14 protein-coding genes are annotated in these 15,648 nt (G+C 64.9%); 9 read left to right on the forward strand and 5 right to left on the reverse strand.

Annotated elements, in window-relative coordinates:
• Nucleotides 1-19: 19 nt before the first annotated feature.
• The 3 genes from FHW64_RS34675 to FHW64_RS00970 form a co-directional block, all read right to left on the reverse strand.
• Nucleotides 20-1,813: a glycoside hydrolase family protein gene (locus tag FHW64_RS34675; RefSeq protein WP_184522163.1), complete on the reverse strand. Its 1,794-nt coding sequence runs from the start codon at nucleotides 1,811-1,813 to the stop codon at nucleotides 20-22.
• A 34-nt stretch (nucleotides 1,814-1,847) separates the two neighbouring features.
• Entirely contained in the window at nucleotides 1,848-2,705 is an 858-nt protein-coding gene (locus tag FHW64_RS00965) for a hypothetical protein (RefSeq protein WP_184522166.1), read from the reverse strand.
• 489 nt (nucleotides 2,706-3,194) lie between these two features.
• On the reverse strand, nucleotides 3,195-4,082 hold the full coding sequence (locus FHW64_RS00970) for a LysR family transcriptional regulator (protein ID WP_184522169.1): 888 nt from the start codon (nucleotides 4,080-4,082) through the stop codon (nucleotides 3,195-3,197).
• 90 nt (nucleotides 4,083-4,172) lie between these two features.
• Between FHW64_RS00970 and FHW64_RS00975 the strand changes: the two genes are divergently transcribed.
• From FHW64_RS00975 to FHW64_RS00985, 3 genes are read left to right on the forward strand one after another with little or no spacing between them, the layout of a single operon-like run.
• Nucleotides 4,173-5,009: a class III extradiol ring-cleavage dioxygenase gene (locus FHW64_RS00975; RefSeq protein ID WP_184522172.1), complete on the forward strand. Its 837-nt coding sequence runs from the start codon at nucleotides 4,173-4,175 to the stop codon at nucleotides 5,007-5,009.
• Between the two features lie 39 nt (nucleotides 5,010-5,048).
• A complete protein-coding gene (locus FHW64_RS00980) occupies nucleotides 5,049-5,939 on the forward strand; it encodes an alpha/beta fold hydrolase (protein ID WP_184522175.1) in 891 nt (296 codons plus the stop codon).
• Nucleotides 5,936-6,367, forward strand: coding sequence for a GNAT family acetyltransferase (locus FHW64_RS00985; RefSeq protein WP_184522178.1), 432 nt, complete (start codon nucleotides 5,936-5,938; stop codon nucleotides 6,365-6,367). The genes FHW64_RS00980 and FHW64_RS00985 overlap by 4 nt, the downstream gene beginning before the upstream one ends.
• Nucleotides 6,368-6,379: 12 nt before the next feature.
• Here the strand turns inward: FHW64_RS00985 and FHW64_RS00990 are convergent, their stop codons facing one another.
• Nucleotides 6,380-7,393 (reverse strand): tripartite tricarboxylate transporter substrate binding protein, encoded by a 1,014-nt coding sequence (locus tag FHW64_RS00990; protein ID WP_260303594.1) that lies wholly within the window; start codon nucleotides 7,391-7,393, stop codon nucleotides 6,380-6,382.
• Nucleotides 7,390-8,388 (reverse strand): tripartite tricarboxylate transporter substrate binding protein, encoded by a 999-nt coding sequence (locus FHW64_RS00995; protein ID WP_184522181.1) that lies wholly within the window; start codon nucleotides 8,386-8,388, stop codon nucleotides 7,390-7,392. The genes FHW64_RS00990 and FHW64_RS00995 overlap by 4 nt, the downstream gene beginning before the upstream one ends.
• A 158-nt stretch (nucleotides 8,389-8,546) precedes the next feature.
• On the opposite strand from FHW64_RS00995, the gene FHW64_RS01000 reads away from it, so the two are divergent.
• The 6 genes from FHW64_RS01000 (at nucleotide 8,547) to FHW64_RS01025 (ending at nucleotide 15,648) form a co-directional block, all read left to right on the forward strand.
• The gene (locus FHW64_RS01000) at nucleotides 8,547-9,995 is read left to right on the forward strand and encodes an FAD-dependent oxidoreductase (RefSeq protein WP_184522184.1); all 1,449 of its coding nucleotides are present in this window, start codon (nucleotides 8,547-8,549) and stop codon (nucleotides 9,993-9,995) included.
• Between the two features lie 51 nt (nucleotides 9,996-10,046).
• Nucleotides 10,047-10,889 (forward strand): IclR family transcriptional regulator, encoded by an 843-nt coding sequence (locus FHW64_RS01005; protein WP_184522187.1) that lies wholly within the window; start codon nucleotides 10,047-10,049, stop codon nucleotides 10,887-10,889.
• Nucleotides 10,890-10,944: 55 nt separating this feature from the next.
• The gene (locus FHW64_RS01010; RefSeq protein ID WP_184522190.1) at nucleotides 10,945-12,240 is read left to right on the forward strand and encodes an aconitase X catalytic domain-containing protein; all 1,296 of its coding nucleotides are present in this window, start codon (nucleotides 10,945-10,947) and stop codon (nucleotides 12,238-12,240) included.
• Nucleotides 12,237-12,692, forward strand: coding sequence for an aconitase X swivel domain-containing protein (locus FHW64_RS01015; protein ID WP_184522193.1), 456 nt, complete (start codon nucleotides 12,237-12,239; stop codon nucleotides 12,690-12,692). The genes FHW64_RS01010 and FHW64_RS01015 overlap by 4 nt, the downstream gene beginning before the upstream one ends.
• Complete coding sequence (locus tag FHW64_RS01020; RefSeq protein WP_184522196.1) at nucleotides 12,689-14,389, forward strand: dihydroxy-acid dehydratase; 1,701 nt, start codon at nucleotides 12,689-12,691, stop codon at nucleotides 14,387-14,389. The genes FHW64_RS01015 and FHW64_RS01020 overlap by 4 nt, the downstream gene beginning before the upstream one ends.
• A gap of 122 nt (nucleotides 14,390-14,511) precedes the next feature.
• A complete protein-coding gene (locus tag FHW64_RS01025) occupies nucleotides 14,512-15,648 on the forward strand; it encodes a porin (protein WP_184522199.1) in 1,137 nt (378 codons plus the stop codon).

A 15,648-nucleotide genomic window follows, 5' to 3' on the forward strand; every position in this document is an offset into this window, starting at 1 on the left:
CTTCTCGTTTCGGTATGGTTCATAGGCGCATGACGGGGCTCTGGCGGGCTTGCGTCATTTGCTGCTCCTGCAACTGTTGCTGCTCCTGCGCTTGCTGCTGGGTGAACAACTGGTCGCCAAGCTGAGCCATCCGCAGCCCTTCCGGGGACTGCGCGAACTCGATGGCGATCCGGTCGAGCTGATTGCTGTCGCCCGCTTGTAGCGCCGCGTAGGTTCTGTCGAGATAGGGGGCGTTGAACGGTCCTCGCTCTGGCAGATGACTGGCCTGAACCTCTTGCTCGCTTGGCTGTTGCTCCGCGGTCCACGGGCGAATGTCGACATTTCCATTGGGTCCGAACAGCGTGATTCCCAACTGCCCGTTCTGGAAATTCTCGATCACAGCTCGTTCCCGCAATGCCTCATCTGTCGCGAGCGAATCCGTGACCGAGAGATTGTTGCCTTCTACGGCATAGGTGAAGCGACCATCTTCGCTGCGGTAGCTATGGATGGGATCGGACGCCGTTCGCTTGCCGCCGGCCAGCCGTTGTCCGGCCCATTGCACCTCGCCCACGCCATCGCTGTCCATCACCGTGTCGCCGGCGCCAATCACGTAGGTGTCGTGGCCTTCGCCGCCTTCCATTCGGTCGTGGCCTGATCCACCAATGAGGATGTCATCGCCAAGGTGTGAACGGAGAGTATCGTTTCCGCCTTGTCCGATCAGCACGTCGTTGCTGGAAACCTCCTGTGGATTCAGCCCGCGCGACATCCGCTTCGAATCGATGACTGCGGCGTGATCTACATCGATATCTTCTGTGGTCGAGTTGCGCTGCTCGCGGCCAATGGCATTGATTGACGCAGCCCGGAGCGGATTGCGCCGGTTGGGCATCGCCGCAAGGTCCTGATCGACGTTTGCGGGATCTCGCAAGTCTCGATTCGGATCAAGGTGGATTCGGTCTGCCGAGAAGTTCTCTGGGATGAGACGGGCCGCCAGTGCAGGGTTCTCCTCGCGCACCTGCCCCAGCAGCGCCACACGGGCCGGCTCGAGCGAGTCGGCAATATTCTGGATGCGTCCATACTCACGGACGATGGCAGGGTAGTCACGGTTCGCCTCTGCGATCCGGTTCCGTTTGGCCTGATCGCCTCCGATCGATACGCCGTGGGCCCCTTCCACCCGGTCGATTTCGTCCCGGTGCAGGCCATGCATCTGCACAACGCTTTGGGCTTCTTCTGGCGAGACATTGCTCGGATCGTCGTAGAGCCCGAACATATGCGCCTCAGCGAACCGACGCTTGCGCAACCCGCCCTCGAACTTCACTTCGGCAGAGCCCCAGCAGTTGTATCGCATCTGGAACCACGCTTCGGCCCTGTTCCCTTCCCGAATGGCATCCATGATGGGGTGCTCCGGGATATTCCTGGTGCCCAACAACGCCCCAGGGCCGCGGTTGTAGGTCAATGAGACGATGGCGACGCGCTCTTCGGACAGCGGCATGCGCAGGGAATTCGCGGGTCCTTCATATTCCCGCATGGACGCACGCAGCAACTGCGCCGATTCCGCTTCGGTCAGCTCGCGCTGAAAGGTTAGTCCGAGACGCGTTCTGTCCTCGGCGGGCGCAGCATCGATGGCTGCGAGGGCTGCGACCTCTCGAGGTGTCAGCCTTATCCCGGAGTCATGCCAGATGTCGGCGTTATTGCCTCGATTGAAGGTGTATCCATAGCCGATGGTGGCCTTTCCATCGCCTACGTCTTGCGCCCGCGCATGGAGTCCTTCGGCTTCACTCACCACGATGCGAAGGCGATCGTAGTATTCCTCGTCGGTCAGTCCACGGTAGTCCATGCGTCACTCCGTCCCTTGCTGCTTACGCTGATTCCTACTCGTTGCCTTGCTGAGCTTGGCAGTCAGCCGCGATCTCTGCGTGCTTCAAAGCCAGGTCGCCTTCCAGAGGTCTTTTGTCCAGCCTTTCGTCAATCGCGATGATGTCGATGTCCCGATGGGCCTTGAGGACTGTTCCTCCCAATCTCCAATGGAGCTTGTCGCCGTCGAGCATTGCGTGGGCAATGTACTTTCCGCCGCTGCGCTCGCTTTCAATCGTCAGAACCGCGCTGTCACCCTTGGCTATCCCGAGAACGCTTCCACCATCAATCTGGGATAGCCTTACCCGCGCGCTGTCGTAAGTGCCGCACAACCGATTCCCCCTTTGGACAAGGCCAAGGTTGAAGCCTCCGCAATCCGCCTCCGGATTCGATTTGTCGCACCATGTTGCTGACCACTCGCCATCGAATGGCTTGTTGCCGCCATCATTCACATTGCGACGGCATGAAGCGATCGTCGTCCGCGCAGTGCGGACGATCGCTAGGTGGCGGTCGGCAAGCACAGGTGTCCACCCGTCTATCGCCGAGTTGTCATCCTTGTCGGCGTCTTCGATGTACTTGTCGAGCGTAGCCAGGCACTCCGTATACAGCCCGTTCTCGTATTGAGTGACCGCCAAGTCGTTTCGGATGTCGCCTTCTTCTTCCCACGCCAAGGTCCGCAGGCACCTTGTCAGTACGGGGGACAAAGTGGTCAAAGCTGCCTTGTAGTCTTTGGCCTGATAGAGGCGCTTGAACTCGTTGCGAGTACGCTCAAGATTTCCTCGGCCGCACTCGTGCTCGAGCTTCAGATAACGGCCTTCAAAGTCGCCGTTATAGCCACAGAACTCTTTGCATTGGGCAGAGGTGTTTGCGGTCACGTCTATTCCCTCTGAGGAGCTCGAAAACTTCACGGCACAGGCGGATGGGCCGTTGTCGTCCGTGGCGATACCTTGGTCGTCTCGGATCGTTCCACTTAGGGTGCAATAGTCTTCTCCAACCAAACTCTCAATGACGAACGAAAGTACGCCGCCCCGTTCCTTGAGTTCAAGCTGCCCCCAACCCTTCTCCGTCGCATATTCACCCGGTGACAGTGGATTGCTCCGACGGACCTCTGTCGTGGCTATCGAAACTCGATTGGTCCCTGGCGAAGGCAATGACGATGAGGCTGACGCCTGTACCGAGCAGATTGCGGAAATCAACAAGACAACGATGGCGCGAACGACCCGACGTATCTCATAGCCAACCATCGTCCCTCCCATGCACTTCTCCGCCGCTTCTCAGATGGGCGGCAGTCTAGCCATGGATCAGCGCTGGACGTTCTCTTCCGAGCGACGAATCTTCTTGCTCGGTAGCTACAAGCCTTTAGGCTAGCCCGTGCCCAATCGCGCACCGAGGAAATCGATGAAGCTGCGCAGTTTGGGAGCCATGTATTGCCGGCTTGTGTAGACCGCGAACAGGGTGACGGGCGGCGCTGCGTATTCCGGCACGAGACGAACCAGCCGGCCCGCGGCCAGGTCCTCGTCGATCAGCCATTCGGGCAGGAACGAAATGCCGATGCCCGCATGCACCGAGTGCAGCGTCAGGTTGGTGTCGTCGGACTTCATCACCGGCTGCAGCCGCAGTGGCGCTTGCCGGCCGCCGGGGCCTTTGAGCGTGAAGCCTTCGAGGTTCACGTAGCTGGGCACGATGGCATCGAGCTTCGCGAGGTCGGCCGGCGAGGTGGGCAGCCCGCTGCGCGCGATGCATGCGGGCGCGGCCACCAGATGGAACTGCAGCTTGCACAGCGTCCTTGCAATCAACGCGGGGGAGGGCTCCTGCGTTGCGCGCAGCGCGAGGTCATAACCGTCAGCCGCCAGGTCGACCTTTCGGTTCTCCAGATGCATGTCGACCACGACTTCCGGGCACTGCTGGCGGTAGCCAGCGAGTACGTTTGCGAAACGCGGAGTCGCGCACCACACGGGCGCGCTCACCTTGAGCTGTCCGCGCGGCGTGGCGCTGGTCTGGCCGATGGCGGCCTCGGCTGCATCGAGCAGATCGAGCGCGCGGCCGCTTTGCTCGTACCAGGCTTGTCCGGCTTCGGTGAGGCTCAGGTGGCGGCTGGAGCGATGAAGAAGCCGTGCGCCGAGCGAATTTTCGAGCTGCGCGACATGCTTGCTGGCCATCGGCGGTGAGATACCGAGACGCTCCGCCGCTGCAGCGAAACTGCCGGATTCGACCACCTCGCGGAAGAGGCGAAGGCTTGTCAGGCGGTCCATGTCGATTTCCTGTGGAGAAACGAATCGATGCATCGTAGCCCATCGATTTCTCATGCGGAAATCTCTAGACTCGCCCTCAAGGAGTAATCCATGAGCAATACCAACCCACGTCTTCCCACCTATTTCATCTCGCACGGCGGCGGCCCCTGGCCGTGGATGAAGAAGGAAATGGGCCACGCGTACGACAAACTCGAGGCCGCGCTGGCCGATATGCCGCGCCAGATCGGCCGCAAGCCGGACGCGATCCTGATGGTTTCCGCGCACTGGGAAGAGCCTGCCTTCACCGTGATGGGCAATCCGCGCCCGCCGATGATCTATGACTACGGCGGCTTTCCCGCGCACACCTACGAGGTGCACTACGACGCACCGGGCTCGCCCGAACTCGCGCGCCGTGTGCAATCGCTGATCGAAGCGGCCGGCCTGCCGGTGCGCATCGATGCCGAGCGTGGTTTCGACCACGGCATGTTCTCGCCGATGGCGGCGATGTATCCCAACGCCGAAGTGCCTGTGGTGCAGCTGTCGCTTCGTCGCGGGCTCGATCCGGCGGAGCACATCGCGCTCGGGCGTGCGATCGCTCCGCTGCGCGACGAGAACGTGCTGATCGTGGGCAGCGGTTTGAGCTATCACAACCTGCGCGCCTTTGGGCCGCAGGCGCGCGATGTGTCGAAGGCGTTCGACGACTGGCTCGGGCAGACTGCGGCGGGCACAACGGGCGACCGGCGCAACGAACGACTGCTGCAATGGTCTGCGGCCCCCGCAGCGCGCATTGCGCATCCGCGTGAAGAGCACCTGATTCCGCTGATGGTCGCCATCGGCGCTGCCGAGAACGAGGCGGGCGAGCTCGTCTATCACGAGGACGCTTTCATGGGCGGGATCGCAGTCTCGAGCTTCAGGTTTGGCGAGGCGGGCGCCTCGGCCAACGCCTGAGCGCCTGCTGAATCGCCACCGGCGCGTCACAATGCGCCGGTGCCTTACTTTTCCACCTTCGAACCCCTCGCGGAAGCAGAAGCCGTCCGCCTGATCGAGCGCGTCGATGCGCTCGCTACCCACCACGACGTCGAACATGGCGGTGTCCGCGTGCGATGGCGCCGATTCGGCAAAGACTCGTCGAATCCGCCGCTGGTGCTGCTGCATGGCGGCCACGGCAGCTGGATGCACTGGCTGCGCAATGTCGAGGCGCTTTCGGCCGCGCATACGCTGTGGCTGCCCGACATGCCGGGCTTCAACGATTCGAATGCGATGCCCGAACCGGCAGCGGGGCAGTCGCTCATCGACGCATTTCTCGACACGCTTCGCGCGACGCTCGACACGCTCGTCGGCGCCGAAACCGAAATCGACCTTGGCGGCTTTTCTTTCGGCGGCCTGATCGCGTCGAAGCTCGGCGCCCGCCGAGGCCGCATCCGCCGGATGATCCTGATGGGCAGCGGCGGCCACGGCACCCTGCGGCGCATGACGGTGGAAATGATCAACTGGCGCGCCGCCAGCGATCGCGATGAGGAGCGCGCCGCACTGCTGCACAACCTCGCTGCGCTGATGCTGCACGACAAGGCTTCCATCGACGCGCTGGCCTTCGCGATCCACGACATCTCGTGCCACGGCACCCGCTTCCGTAGCAAGGAGATCTCGCTGTCGGGCGGTTTGCAGGTGGCGTTGGAGACCATCGGCGGTCCGCAGTTGCTGGTCTGGGGCGAGCATGACGTCACGGCCGATTCGCGCCCACTGGTCGCGCAGCTCGTCAAGGATCATCCGCTGCGCGAAGGTACGGTGATCGACGGGGCGGGGCACTGGGTGCAGTTCGAGCGCGCGGATGAAGTCAACGCGCGGGTGCTGCGCTTCCTGTCGGAGTCGCGCGCATGAGCATCGTGATTGCCAAGTATTCGGATGGGGCCCATCGCGCGGGTGTCGTCGCGCTCTGGCGCAAGACCTTCGACTACGGAACGCCGCACAACGACCCGGACTACTCGCTCGACATGAAGCTGAAGGCCGACGATGGATTGCTCTTCGTCGCGCTCCAGGATGGCGCGGTGATCGGCACCACCATGGCGGGCTTCGACGGCCATCGCGGCTGGATCTACTCCGTTGCCGTCGATCCTTCCGCTCGCCGTCGCGGTGTCGGCGCCGCGCTGGTCCAGCATGCCGAGCAGGCGCTTGCCGCCATCGGCTGCCCGAAGATCAACCTCCAGATCGTCAGCAGCAACGAAGAGGTCGTCGGCTTCTACAAAGCGCTCGGGTTCAGCGTGGAGCCGCGCATCAGCATGGGCAAGCGGCTTCCCTGGCGTGGGTGAGGCGGCCGCTGCCTATTGCGCCTGCTTGACCAGACCCAGCTTGCGGATGGTGTCGCCCCATTCGTCGTAGGTCGATCGCGTCAGCGCGGCCAGTGCTTGCGGGGTCGATGATTCCGCCTCGTAGGCGCCCTGGCGGAAGAAGTCGCGTGTGGCCGGCATGGCAAGCACTTCCACCAGCGCGGCATTGAGCTTCGCGACCACGGCTTCGGCCATGTGCGGCGGGCCGTAGAAGCCGAGCCAGCTTGCCATGTCCACCCCCTTCACGCCTTGCTCGGACATCGTGGGCACGTCCGGGAGCATCGGGCTGCGCTTCGGTGCGGCGACCGCCAGCATGCGGACCTTGCCGGTGGCGGTGTTCTGGATGGCATTCCGAGCCGCGTCGAAGTAGTACTGGACGCGACCCGCGAGGAAATCCTTCGCGGCATCGCTGCCGCCCTTGTACGGCACATGCACCACGTCCAGCCCGGCCTGCCGCGCGAAGGCCTCGCCATAGATATGCGAGGACGTGCCGGTGCCGAAGGAGGCATAGCTCATCTTGCCCGGGTTGGCCTTGATGTAGGCGATGAGCTCCTGCACCGTCTTGGCAGGCACGCTCGTGTGGACCGTCAGGATCAGCGGGCCGCGTGCCCCGAGCGAGATCGGCGTGAGGTCCTTGAACGGGTCGTAGCGGACTTGCGCCAGCGTCTGCGGGTTCTGCGCCACCACGGAAGAGGGCGCATACATGAAGGTGTAGCCGTCGGGCGCGGAGCGGATCACTTCTTCCGTCGCAAGGATGAAGCTCGCGCCCGGCTTGTTCTCGACGATCACCGTCGTCTGCAGCACTTCGCCCAGCTTGTTGGCGACGAAGCGCGCCTGCGCGTCGGAGGCGCCGCCCGCGGCGAGGCCCAGCACGATGCGGATCGTTCGGCCCTTTTCCGGGAAGGGCGCAGCGGCGGACGTAGCTAGCGGCAACGCGCCCGCGCTCAGCGCCAGCCAGGCGGAGAAGCGGCGGCGGTTCAGGTTCGGGCGTGGGTGCATGGTGCTCATTGTTTGGTCAATCCGACTTGCTGGACCATCGTGCCCCAGCGCTCGTAGGTGGACCGCGTGATGGTCGCGAATTCTTCCGACGTGGTCGCGCCGGCCTCGTAGCCGCCGCTGCGATAGAACTCCTGCACCTGCGGCATGGACAGCACCTTGGTGAGCGCGGCGTTCAACTTTGCGACCACTGGCGCCGGCATGCGCGCCGGTCCGTAGAAGCCGAGCCAACTCGGCAGGTCGAGTCCGGCGAACCCTTGTTCGGCGAAGGTCGGTACATCGGGCATCGCGGCGATACGCGCACTGGCGGCCACCGCGAGGATTTTCACCTTGCCCGTCGCGGAGGTGATGACCGCCGACGAGGCCGAGTCGAACATGTATTGCACGCGCCCGCCGATCAGGTCCTTGGCCGCATCGGAGCCACCCTTGTACGGGATGTGCACGGCATCGATGCCGGTCTTCTTCACGAAGGCCTCGCCGTAGATGTGCGAGGAGGTGCCGGTGCCGAACGAGGCGTAGCTCACTTGGCCCGGGTGCGCCTTCACGTAGGCGACCAGTTCCTTGACGTTGTTGGCGGGCACCGTGGTGCTGATCGACAGGACCAGCGGTCCGCGCCCGCCCATCGAGATGGGCGTGAAGTCCTTGAACGGGTCGTAGGGCACCTGGGCGAAGGTGTGCGGGTTCTGCGCCATGGTCGACGAGGGCGCGTAAAGCAGCGTGTAGCCGTCGGCCGGTGCGCGGGCGACTTCGCTGGCCGCCAGCATGGTGCTGGCGCCCGGCTTGTTGTCGACGATGACGGCGGTGTTCAGCACCTCGCCGAGCTTCTGGGCAACGATGCGCGCCTGTGCGTCGGTGCCGCCGCCGGCGGTGAAGCCCACGACGATGCGGATCGGTTTGCCCGGCACGGGAAAGGCCTGTGCCAACGCGGCGACCGGCAACAGGCCTGTCAGGGCCGCCGCGCCCAGCACCGAGGCGAAGGCCCGGCGGCTGGCGCTCGATCTCTTCATGGATGTCTCTTTGGTTTTCATGGATATCAATCATCATGTCCATAAAACAAATCATCATTCAGGGAATACCCTGAAAGAAAACGCAGATAAATTCGAAAAATGGAAGATGAAATCAAAATATCATTCATCGCATCGAATCAGACATCCCGCAAGAACGCATGAAAACCGTCGTCCGCACCGATGAGCGCATCCTGTCCTCGGACATCTTCGAACGCGACAGCCGCGCCAAGCGCCCCGACCATGGCCACTGGGCCGAGCCCGGCAAGCAGATCCCGGTCTATCACCGCTGCGGCGTGCTGGTGGTGGGCGGCGGGCCGTCGGGCACCGCCGCGGCTGCCGCGGCCGCGCATGCTGGCGCCGACGTCGCGCTGCTCGAGCGCTACAACCACCTGGGAGGTCTGTCGACCGGCGGTCTTGTGATCTGGATCGACCGCATGACCGACTGGGAAGGCAAGTTGGTCATCCGCGGCTTCGCGGAAGAACTGTTCGACCGCCTGCCGGCCGACGCCATCGCCGGTCCGTCGAGTGGTGACTGGGGTTCGCAGGACGAGGCCAAGGCCGCGCACTGGTCTCAGCGTACCGCCGCGTATCACGGCATCGTTACCTGGTCGCCGACCATCGACCCCGAGCGCCTCAAGCTGCTCTCGCAAGAGATCGTGCTCGAGCGCGGCGTGAAGCTCATCTATCACTCGTGGGCCGCCATTCCGATCGTGCAGGACGGCGCGGTCAAGGGCGTGGTGTTCGAGAGCAAGGAAGGGCGCATGGCGATCATGGCCGACGTGGTGGTGGACGCCACGGGCGACGGTGACCTCTTTGCGCGCGCTGGCGCCGCCTACGTCAACGACATCGAGGAAGCGGACGTGCATCACTGCATGAATACGTCCTGGCTCTTCGGTGGCGTGGACATGAACCGCTGGATTGAATTCAAGGCCGGCCAGCCCGAAGCCTTCTCCGCCTTCATGGCGCGTGGGCGTGAGCAATGCGGCCTGTTCGAGCGGCCTTTTGTCTCGTGGCGCAACGACGTGGCGCTTTTCATGGGGCCGCGGCAGTCGGGCTATTCGGCCCTCGACGTGGACGATCTCACCGCGGTGGAAGTGCGCTCACACCGCGCGATGGTGGCGCATCTCGACTACTTCCGCGCCCATGCGCCGGGTTTCGAGAACGCGTTCCTGATGTTGAGTGCACCGCAGATCGGCGTGCGCCACGCGCGTCGGCTGACCGGCGTGGGCGCGGTCCTGCGCAGCCAATGGCCTGAAGGCGTCGCGCTGCCGGACGAGATCGGCGTGTCGCCCGCGGTGTCGCCCAAGTTCCCGAATATCTCGATTCCCTACGGTGCGCTGGTGCCGCAGCAACTTGATGGCCTGCTCGCCTGTGGTCGCCACATCTCGTGCGACCGCAACTCGCACGGCTTCATGCGGGAGATTCCGCAGTGCTGGATCACGGGGCAGGCGGCAGGCGCAGCGGCGGCGCTGGCTTCGCGCGGCGGCATCGCGCCACGCTTCGTCGATATCGGGGCACTGCAGTCCGAGCTGCTGCGTCAGGGCGTTTATCTGCGTCCGGGCGCTGAGCAGGGCAAGGCGGCGGTCACCGCCGAGGCGGACGTCTGAAAGCGTCCCATGCGAGCCTCTACATTGGAGCCTCTTCCAAAGGGTTCCATCATGTCCACTGACAAAAACGACCTCACCATTTCCGCCGCCGAGACGGCCGATGCGCGCGGGGAGCGCTCCGACACCGTCAGCGCGCTGGAGCGCGGCATCTCGGTGCTGCGCTGCTTCAGCGAAGAGCAGCCCGTGCTCGGCCATGCCGACGTTGCCCGGATGACCGGCATTCCGCGTCCGACGGTAAACCGGCTCGTCGCTACGCTGCTCTCCATGGGCATGCTCAAGCCCGCGCAGGCCGCCGACCGCTTCATGCTTGGCCCCGGCGTGGTGTCGCTGGCGCGCGTGTTTCTCGGCAGCCTCGATGTGCGCGCGGTGGCGCGGCCCAGCATGCAGGCGATGGCGGAGGAGATGGGCGCATCGGTCTACCTCGCAGTGCGCGATGGCATGGAAATGGTGCTGATCGAGGCTTGCCGTCCGCGCTCGTCGATGTTGTCGGCGCGACTCGATGTGGGCTCGCGTGCGCCGCTGGCCAACTCGGCGCTCGGCCGGGCGTATCTCTCGGCATTGCCGGAGGCACAGCGCAACCAGCTCGTCGACTCGATGCGCCTGCTGCGCGGCCCCGAATGGAGCGGCATCGAGCCCGCCATGAACCGCGCGATCGGTGAATCGAAGCGGCTGGGTTTTTGTCTCTCGCTCGGCGAGTTCCATCGGGAGATCAATTCGGTGTCCGTGCCGCTCATCGGCCCGGACGGCGAAGTCATGGCGCTCAACGGCGGCGGTGCGGCGTTCGTCTTTACCGAAGAACGCCTGCGCAATGAACTCGCCCCACGGCTGCACGACATTGCGCTGACCATCGCGCGCGACATCGGCGGCCACGTACCCACACCCTCGTCGGGCTAGCGCGCCCGGCGGGGGATCCCCCACGAATGCGCACAGAAGAACGGAGACACAGGTCATGCACCTGAGCGATGAAGAAAAAGCCATGCGCGACGGCCGCGACGGACCGGCAGTGCAGAAGGCGATGGACCTGCTGATACGTTATGGCGAGGCATTGGATGCCGAGCGGCTGGTCGAGACGCGCAACGTCTGCGCTTCCATCACATCGACCACGCCCTTCCAGCGCGACTTCGCGATGGCCCGTGGCGGTGGCATGGATGCCGTGTTCTCCGAGTTCAGTCTCGACAGCCAGGAGACGGTCGAGATTCCGAAGTTCAAGGTATTCACGAGCCACCTCCAGCTGGGCTTCGACCCCGGCCAGCCCGAACGAATGGGCGTGAGCGAGGAGATCGTCCAGTTCTACGGCAAGAGCGAGCGGCACGCGGCGAGCCTGGGTGCGCAGATCATGAACACCTGCACGCCTTACCAGGTCGGCAACATCCCGACGCGCGGCGAGCACTGCGCATGGATGGAGTCGTCTGCAGTGGTGTATTGCAATTCGGTGCTCGGCGCGCGCACCAACACTGAAGGTCGCGAGAGCACGGGCGCCGCGATGCTCACCGGGCGCATTCCGTACTGGGGTTACCACCTCGATGAGAACCGCCGCGCCACACATGTGGTGGAGCTCGACATCGAAGTCGAGTCAGTGCAGGACTGGGGCCTGCTCGGCTATTACATCGGCGAGCAGGTGCAGGAACGCGTGCCCGTGGTGCACAGCCGGCGCGGCATCTCGCGCGTGCCGAACCTGCCGCGTCTCAAGCACTTCGGTGCTGCCGCGTCTTCTTCGGGCGGCGTGGAGATGTATCACATCGTCGGCGTCACACCCGAGGCGATCACGCTCGAACAGGCGCTCGGCGCACGCGCGCCAGTCGAGGTGCTGCGCTACGGCGAGGCCGAGCGCCGCGCCACCTTCGAGAAGATCAACAGCACCGGCAAGGACGCCGAGGTGCAGTACGTGATGCTCGGCTGCCCGCACTACACGATCGAGCAGATCTGGGAAGCCGCACAACTCATCGAGGGACGCAAGGTGCACCCGGACTGCGAGCTGTGGATCTTCACGCCGCGCGCTATCAAGTCGCTGGCCGACCGCAATGGCTACACGAAGATCATCGAGGACGCGGGTGGCATCCTGATGACCGACAGCTGCTCCGCCATGAGCCGCGCCGTGCCCAAGGGCACGAAGACCGTCGCGCTCGACTCGGCCAAGCAGGCCCACTACCTGCCCGCCATCCTCGGCGTGCAGGCCTGGTTCGGCAGCACCGCCGAATGCATCGATGCGGCCTGCACCGGCCGCTGGAAAGGATTCCACGCATGAGCGCAGCAGTCATTGCAGAAGCAACCATCGTCATCCGCGGCCGAAGGGTGGTCGGCGGTGTGTCGGAAGGCGAGGCGCTGGTCACGCGTGATCGCATCTCGGGATGGGGCGGCATCGACCCGCGCACGGGCAGCGTCATCGAAACGAGGCATTCGCTGCGCGGGCAGAGCTTTGCGGGCAAGGTGCTGGTGTTTCCGGGGGCCAAGGGGTCGTCGGGCTGGTCGGCCATGTTCCACATGACGCGGCTCATGAAGACCGCGCCGGCTGGGTTCCTCTTCAACGAGATGACGACCAAGATGGCGCTCGGTGCGGTGGTCACGCATTCGCCCGCGATGACCGATTTCGATCGCGATCCGCTCACCTGTATCGAGACCGGTGACTGGGTGCGCGTGGATGCCGATCGCGGCGTCATCGAAATCACCAAGAAGGCACAACGAGGAGATGCAGCATGACCCGGCCCCTGCGCAGCAACTTCCCGCGCGGCTCGTACCTCTGGTCGGTGCGCAATGCGCATTGGCGTGCGCTCGGCATTCCTGAAGAGGATTGCGAGAAACCCAAGATCGCGATCGTCAACAGCTCGTCGGAACTCGCGGCCTGCTTCAGCCACCTCGACATCGTGGCCGCCGAAGTGAAGGCCGCGATCCGTGCCGCTGGCGGTGTGCCTTTCGAGATCCGCACCGCTGCGCCGAGCGACTTCATCACCGGCGCGGGTGCACGCGGCGCCTACATGCTGGCCGCGCGCGACCTGGTCACCAACGACATCGAGGTGGCCGTCGAAGGCGCGCAGCTCGATGGCATGGTGTGCCTCACCTCGTGCGACAAGACCGTGCCGGGCCAACTCATGGCGGCGGCGCGGCTCAACATCCCCACCTTGCTCGTGCCCTGTGGTTACCAGCCCAGTGGCGAGTACAAGGGACATCACGTCGACATCGAGGAAGTGTTCATCGGCGCGATGCATGCGGTCGCCGGCAAGCTGCCCGTCGAGGAGCTCGTGGGCATGAGCCGCGAGGCGATCCGTGGGCCTGGCGTGTGCTCGGGACTCGGCACGGCCAATTCGATGCACATCGTCTGCGAAGCGCTCGGCATGGCCTTGCCAGGCAGTGCGCCGGTTGCTGCGCTGAGCCCGAAGATGATGGCCGACGTGCGCGACGCGGGCGCGCGCATCGTGCAGATGGTGTGGGACGACCTGAAGCCGCGCGACATCCTCACGCCCGGTGCCTTTGCGAACGCGGTACGTGCGGTGCTCTCCGTGGGCGGATCGCTCAACACGGCCAAGCATCTGCAGGCCGTCGCGACCGAAGGGCAGGCTGGTGTCGATGTCTACGGGATGTTCGAAAAGCTCGGCCCGACCACGCCGGTGCTGTCTGGTGTGCGGCCAGTGGGCGAGAACTCGATCGAAGACTTCGAGGCTGCCGGCGGCTGCCGGGCGTTGCTGAAGCAGCTCGAGCCGCTGCTCGATACCAGCGCGCGCACCGTCACAGGCGGCACGCTCGCGGACAACCTGCGCGGCGTCGAAGTTGTGAACGCGGACGTGATCCGCCCGATCGACCGCCCGGTGGCGCCGCTGCCTGCGATCGTCCTGCTGCGCGGCAACCTCGCGCCGGAGTCGGGCCTCATCAAGACCGGCATCGCCGAACGCAAGGTGCGCCGCTTCACCGGGCCCGCCATCTGCTTCTGGACCGCCGATGCAGCCATCGCCGCGCTCAAGCAGGGCGACATCGTGCCCGGCCAGGTGATGGTGATGCGCGGTGCCGGTGCGTGCGGTGGACCAGCCATGGGCGGCGGTGCATCGCGCGTGGTGTTTGCGCTCGACGGTGCGGGGCTCGGCGATGAAGTCGCGCTGCTCACCGACGGCCATCTCTCAGGCCTCGTCTGCAAGGGGCTGGTGGTCGCAGAGGTGTCGCCCGAAGCCGCGCTGGGCGGCCCGCTCGGCCTGCTGCGCGACGGCGATGTCATCACCATCGATCTCGATGCACGGCGCCTCGACGTCGCTCTGAGCGACGAGGAAATCCAGGCGCGCCGCGCCGGCTGGCAACCGCCACCGCGGCTGCATGACACCGGCTGGCTGCAGCAATACCGCCGCAACGTCGGCGCGCTCTCGCAAGGCGCGGTGCTGGTGCGCGCCGAGCGCTCCGAGGCGCCGGGCTAGACCCGCTTTCTCCCAGGTCTCGAACCATCCCGGCGCGCGATCTTGCGCCCCGGGTGGCGGAGCCCTGCGCGTGTTCCAGGTTTGTTCAACCAAGAGAAGAAGCGACAGTGAAAAAAAGAGACATGAAAAAGCAATGGACATGCTCGGCCATCGGTGCCGTGCTGGGGCTGATGGGCGGCGCGGTTCACGCGCAATCCAGCATCACGATGTTCGGGGTGATGGACGTGGGCGTCCAGTACACCAAGGGCGACGGTGTGGGGTCGAGGACGGCGCTGTCGAACGGCGGCCTGTCGACGAGCCGGTTGGGCTTTCGCGGTACCGAAGACTTGGGTGGCGACCTGCGCGCGAGCTTCTGGCTCGAAGGCAGCCTGAATCCCGACGACGGCACCGGCCGCGCGACCAACACCAACAACCAGGCTAACGGCGGCACGCCGGCGGGGCCGTTCAACTTCGACCGGATGTCCTTCGTCAGCCTGACCTCGGGCACCTTCGGCGAAGTGCGGCTGGGGCGGGACTTCATCCCGACGCACTACAACAGCATCTACTTCGATCCTTTCAACGCCAACGGTGTGGCGCGAGCGGGCAACCTCACGTTCGCCGGCGTCGGCACGGGGCCGCTGCCCACGGCGATCACCGGTAGTAATGCCGTGAGCTACTGGCTGCCGAGCGGGCTCGGCGGCTTCTACGGCATGGTGATGGCCGGCACGGGCGAGAACAGCTCGCGCGAGACCAACCGCGACGACGGCAACTTCGCGGGCACGCGCTTCGGCTATGCCTCGGGGCCGATCGATGTCGCTGCGGCCTACACGCGCACGCGATTCGATTCCACCGCGACCATCGGCGACTACACGCACGCCAACATCGGCGGCACCTGGGATGTCGGCCCCGTGAAGCTCTTCGGGCTCTACAACGCGGTGCGCGTGCAACTCGCGGCTGGCACGGTGCGCAAGAACACGGCCGAGATCGGCGCGCACATCCTCGCCTTCGACGTCGGCCGCATCCGCATCAGCTACGCCTACCTCGACGACCGCAGCGACGACAGCCTGCGCAACGCCAACGGCCTGCCGCGCAATCGCGACGACGCGCGCCAGGTCGGCATTGGCTACGTGCACAACCTCTCGAAGCGCACCGCGTTCTACGGCAGCTATGCGCGCCTGATGAACAGCGGACAGGCGCGCTATGTGGTGAGCGGTGGCGTGGTGCCCGCCGCGGGCCGCGTGTCGACCGGCACGGAGGTCGGCATCCGTCATGTTTTCTAA

The sequence above is a fragment of the Variovorax sp. Sphag1AA genome (assembly GCF_014192575.1).
GTDB lineage: Bacteria > Pseudomonadota > Gammaproteobacteria > Burkholderiales > Burkholderiaceae_C > Variovorax.

Bases quoted from the DNA above. Each gene is read 5' to 3' on its own strand.
- FHW64_RS34675 (WP_184522163.1), bottom strand. From the start codon at position 1,813: ATGGACTACCGTGGACTGACCGACGAGGAATACTACGATCGCCTTCGC.
- FHW64_RS00970 (WP_184522169.1), bottom strand. From the start codon at position 4,082: ATGGACCGCCTGACAAGCCTTCGCCTCTTCCGCGAGGTGGTCGAATCC.
- FHW64_RS00975 (WP_184522172.1), top strand. From the start codon at position 4,173: ATGAGCAATACCAACCCACGTCTTCCCACCTATTTCATCTCGCACGGC.
- FHW64_RS00985 (WP_184522178.1), top strand. From the start codon at position 5,936: ATGAGCATCGTGATTGCCAAGTATTCGGATGGGGCCCATCGCGCGGGT.
- FHW64_RS00990 (WP_260303594.1), bottom strand. From the start codon at position 7,393: ATGAGCACCATGCACCCACGCCCGAACCTGAACCGCCGCCGCTTCTCC.
- FHW64_RS00995 (WP_184522181.1), bottom strand. From the start codon at position 8,388: ATGAAGAGATCGAGCGCCAGCCGCCGGGCCTTCGCCTCGGTGCTGGGC.
- FHW64_RS01000 (WP_184522184.1), top strand. From the start codon at position 8,547: ATGAAAACCGTCGTCCGCACCGATGAGCGCATCCTGTCCTCGGACATC.
- FHW64_RS01005 (WP_184522187.1), top strand. From the start codon at position 10,047: ATGTCCACTGACAAAAACGACCTCACCATTTCCGCCGCCGAGACGGCC.
- FHW64_RS01010 (WP_184522190.1), top strand. From the start codon at position 10,945: ATGCACCTGAGCGATGAAGAAAAAGCCATGCGCGACGGCCGCGACGGA.
- FHW64_RS01015 (WP_184522193.1), top strand. From the start codon at position 12,237: ATGAGCGCAGCAGTCATTGCAGAAGCAACCATCGTCATCCGCGGCCGA.
- FHW64_RS01020 (WP_184522196.1), top strand. From the start codon at position 12,689: ATGACCCGGCCCCTGCGCAGCAACTTCCCGCGCGGCTCGTACCTCTGG.
- FHW64_RS01025 (WP_184522199.1), top strand. From the start codon at position 14,512: ATGAAAAAGCAATGGACATGCTCGGCCATCGGTGCCGTGCTGGGGCTG.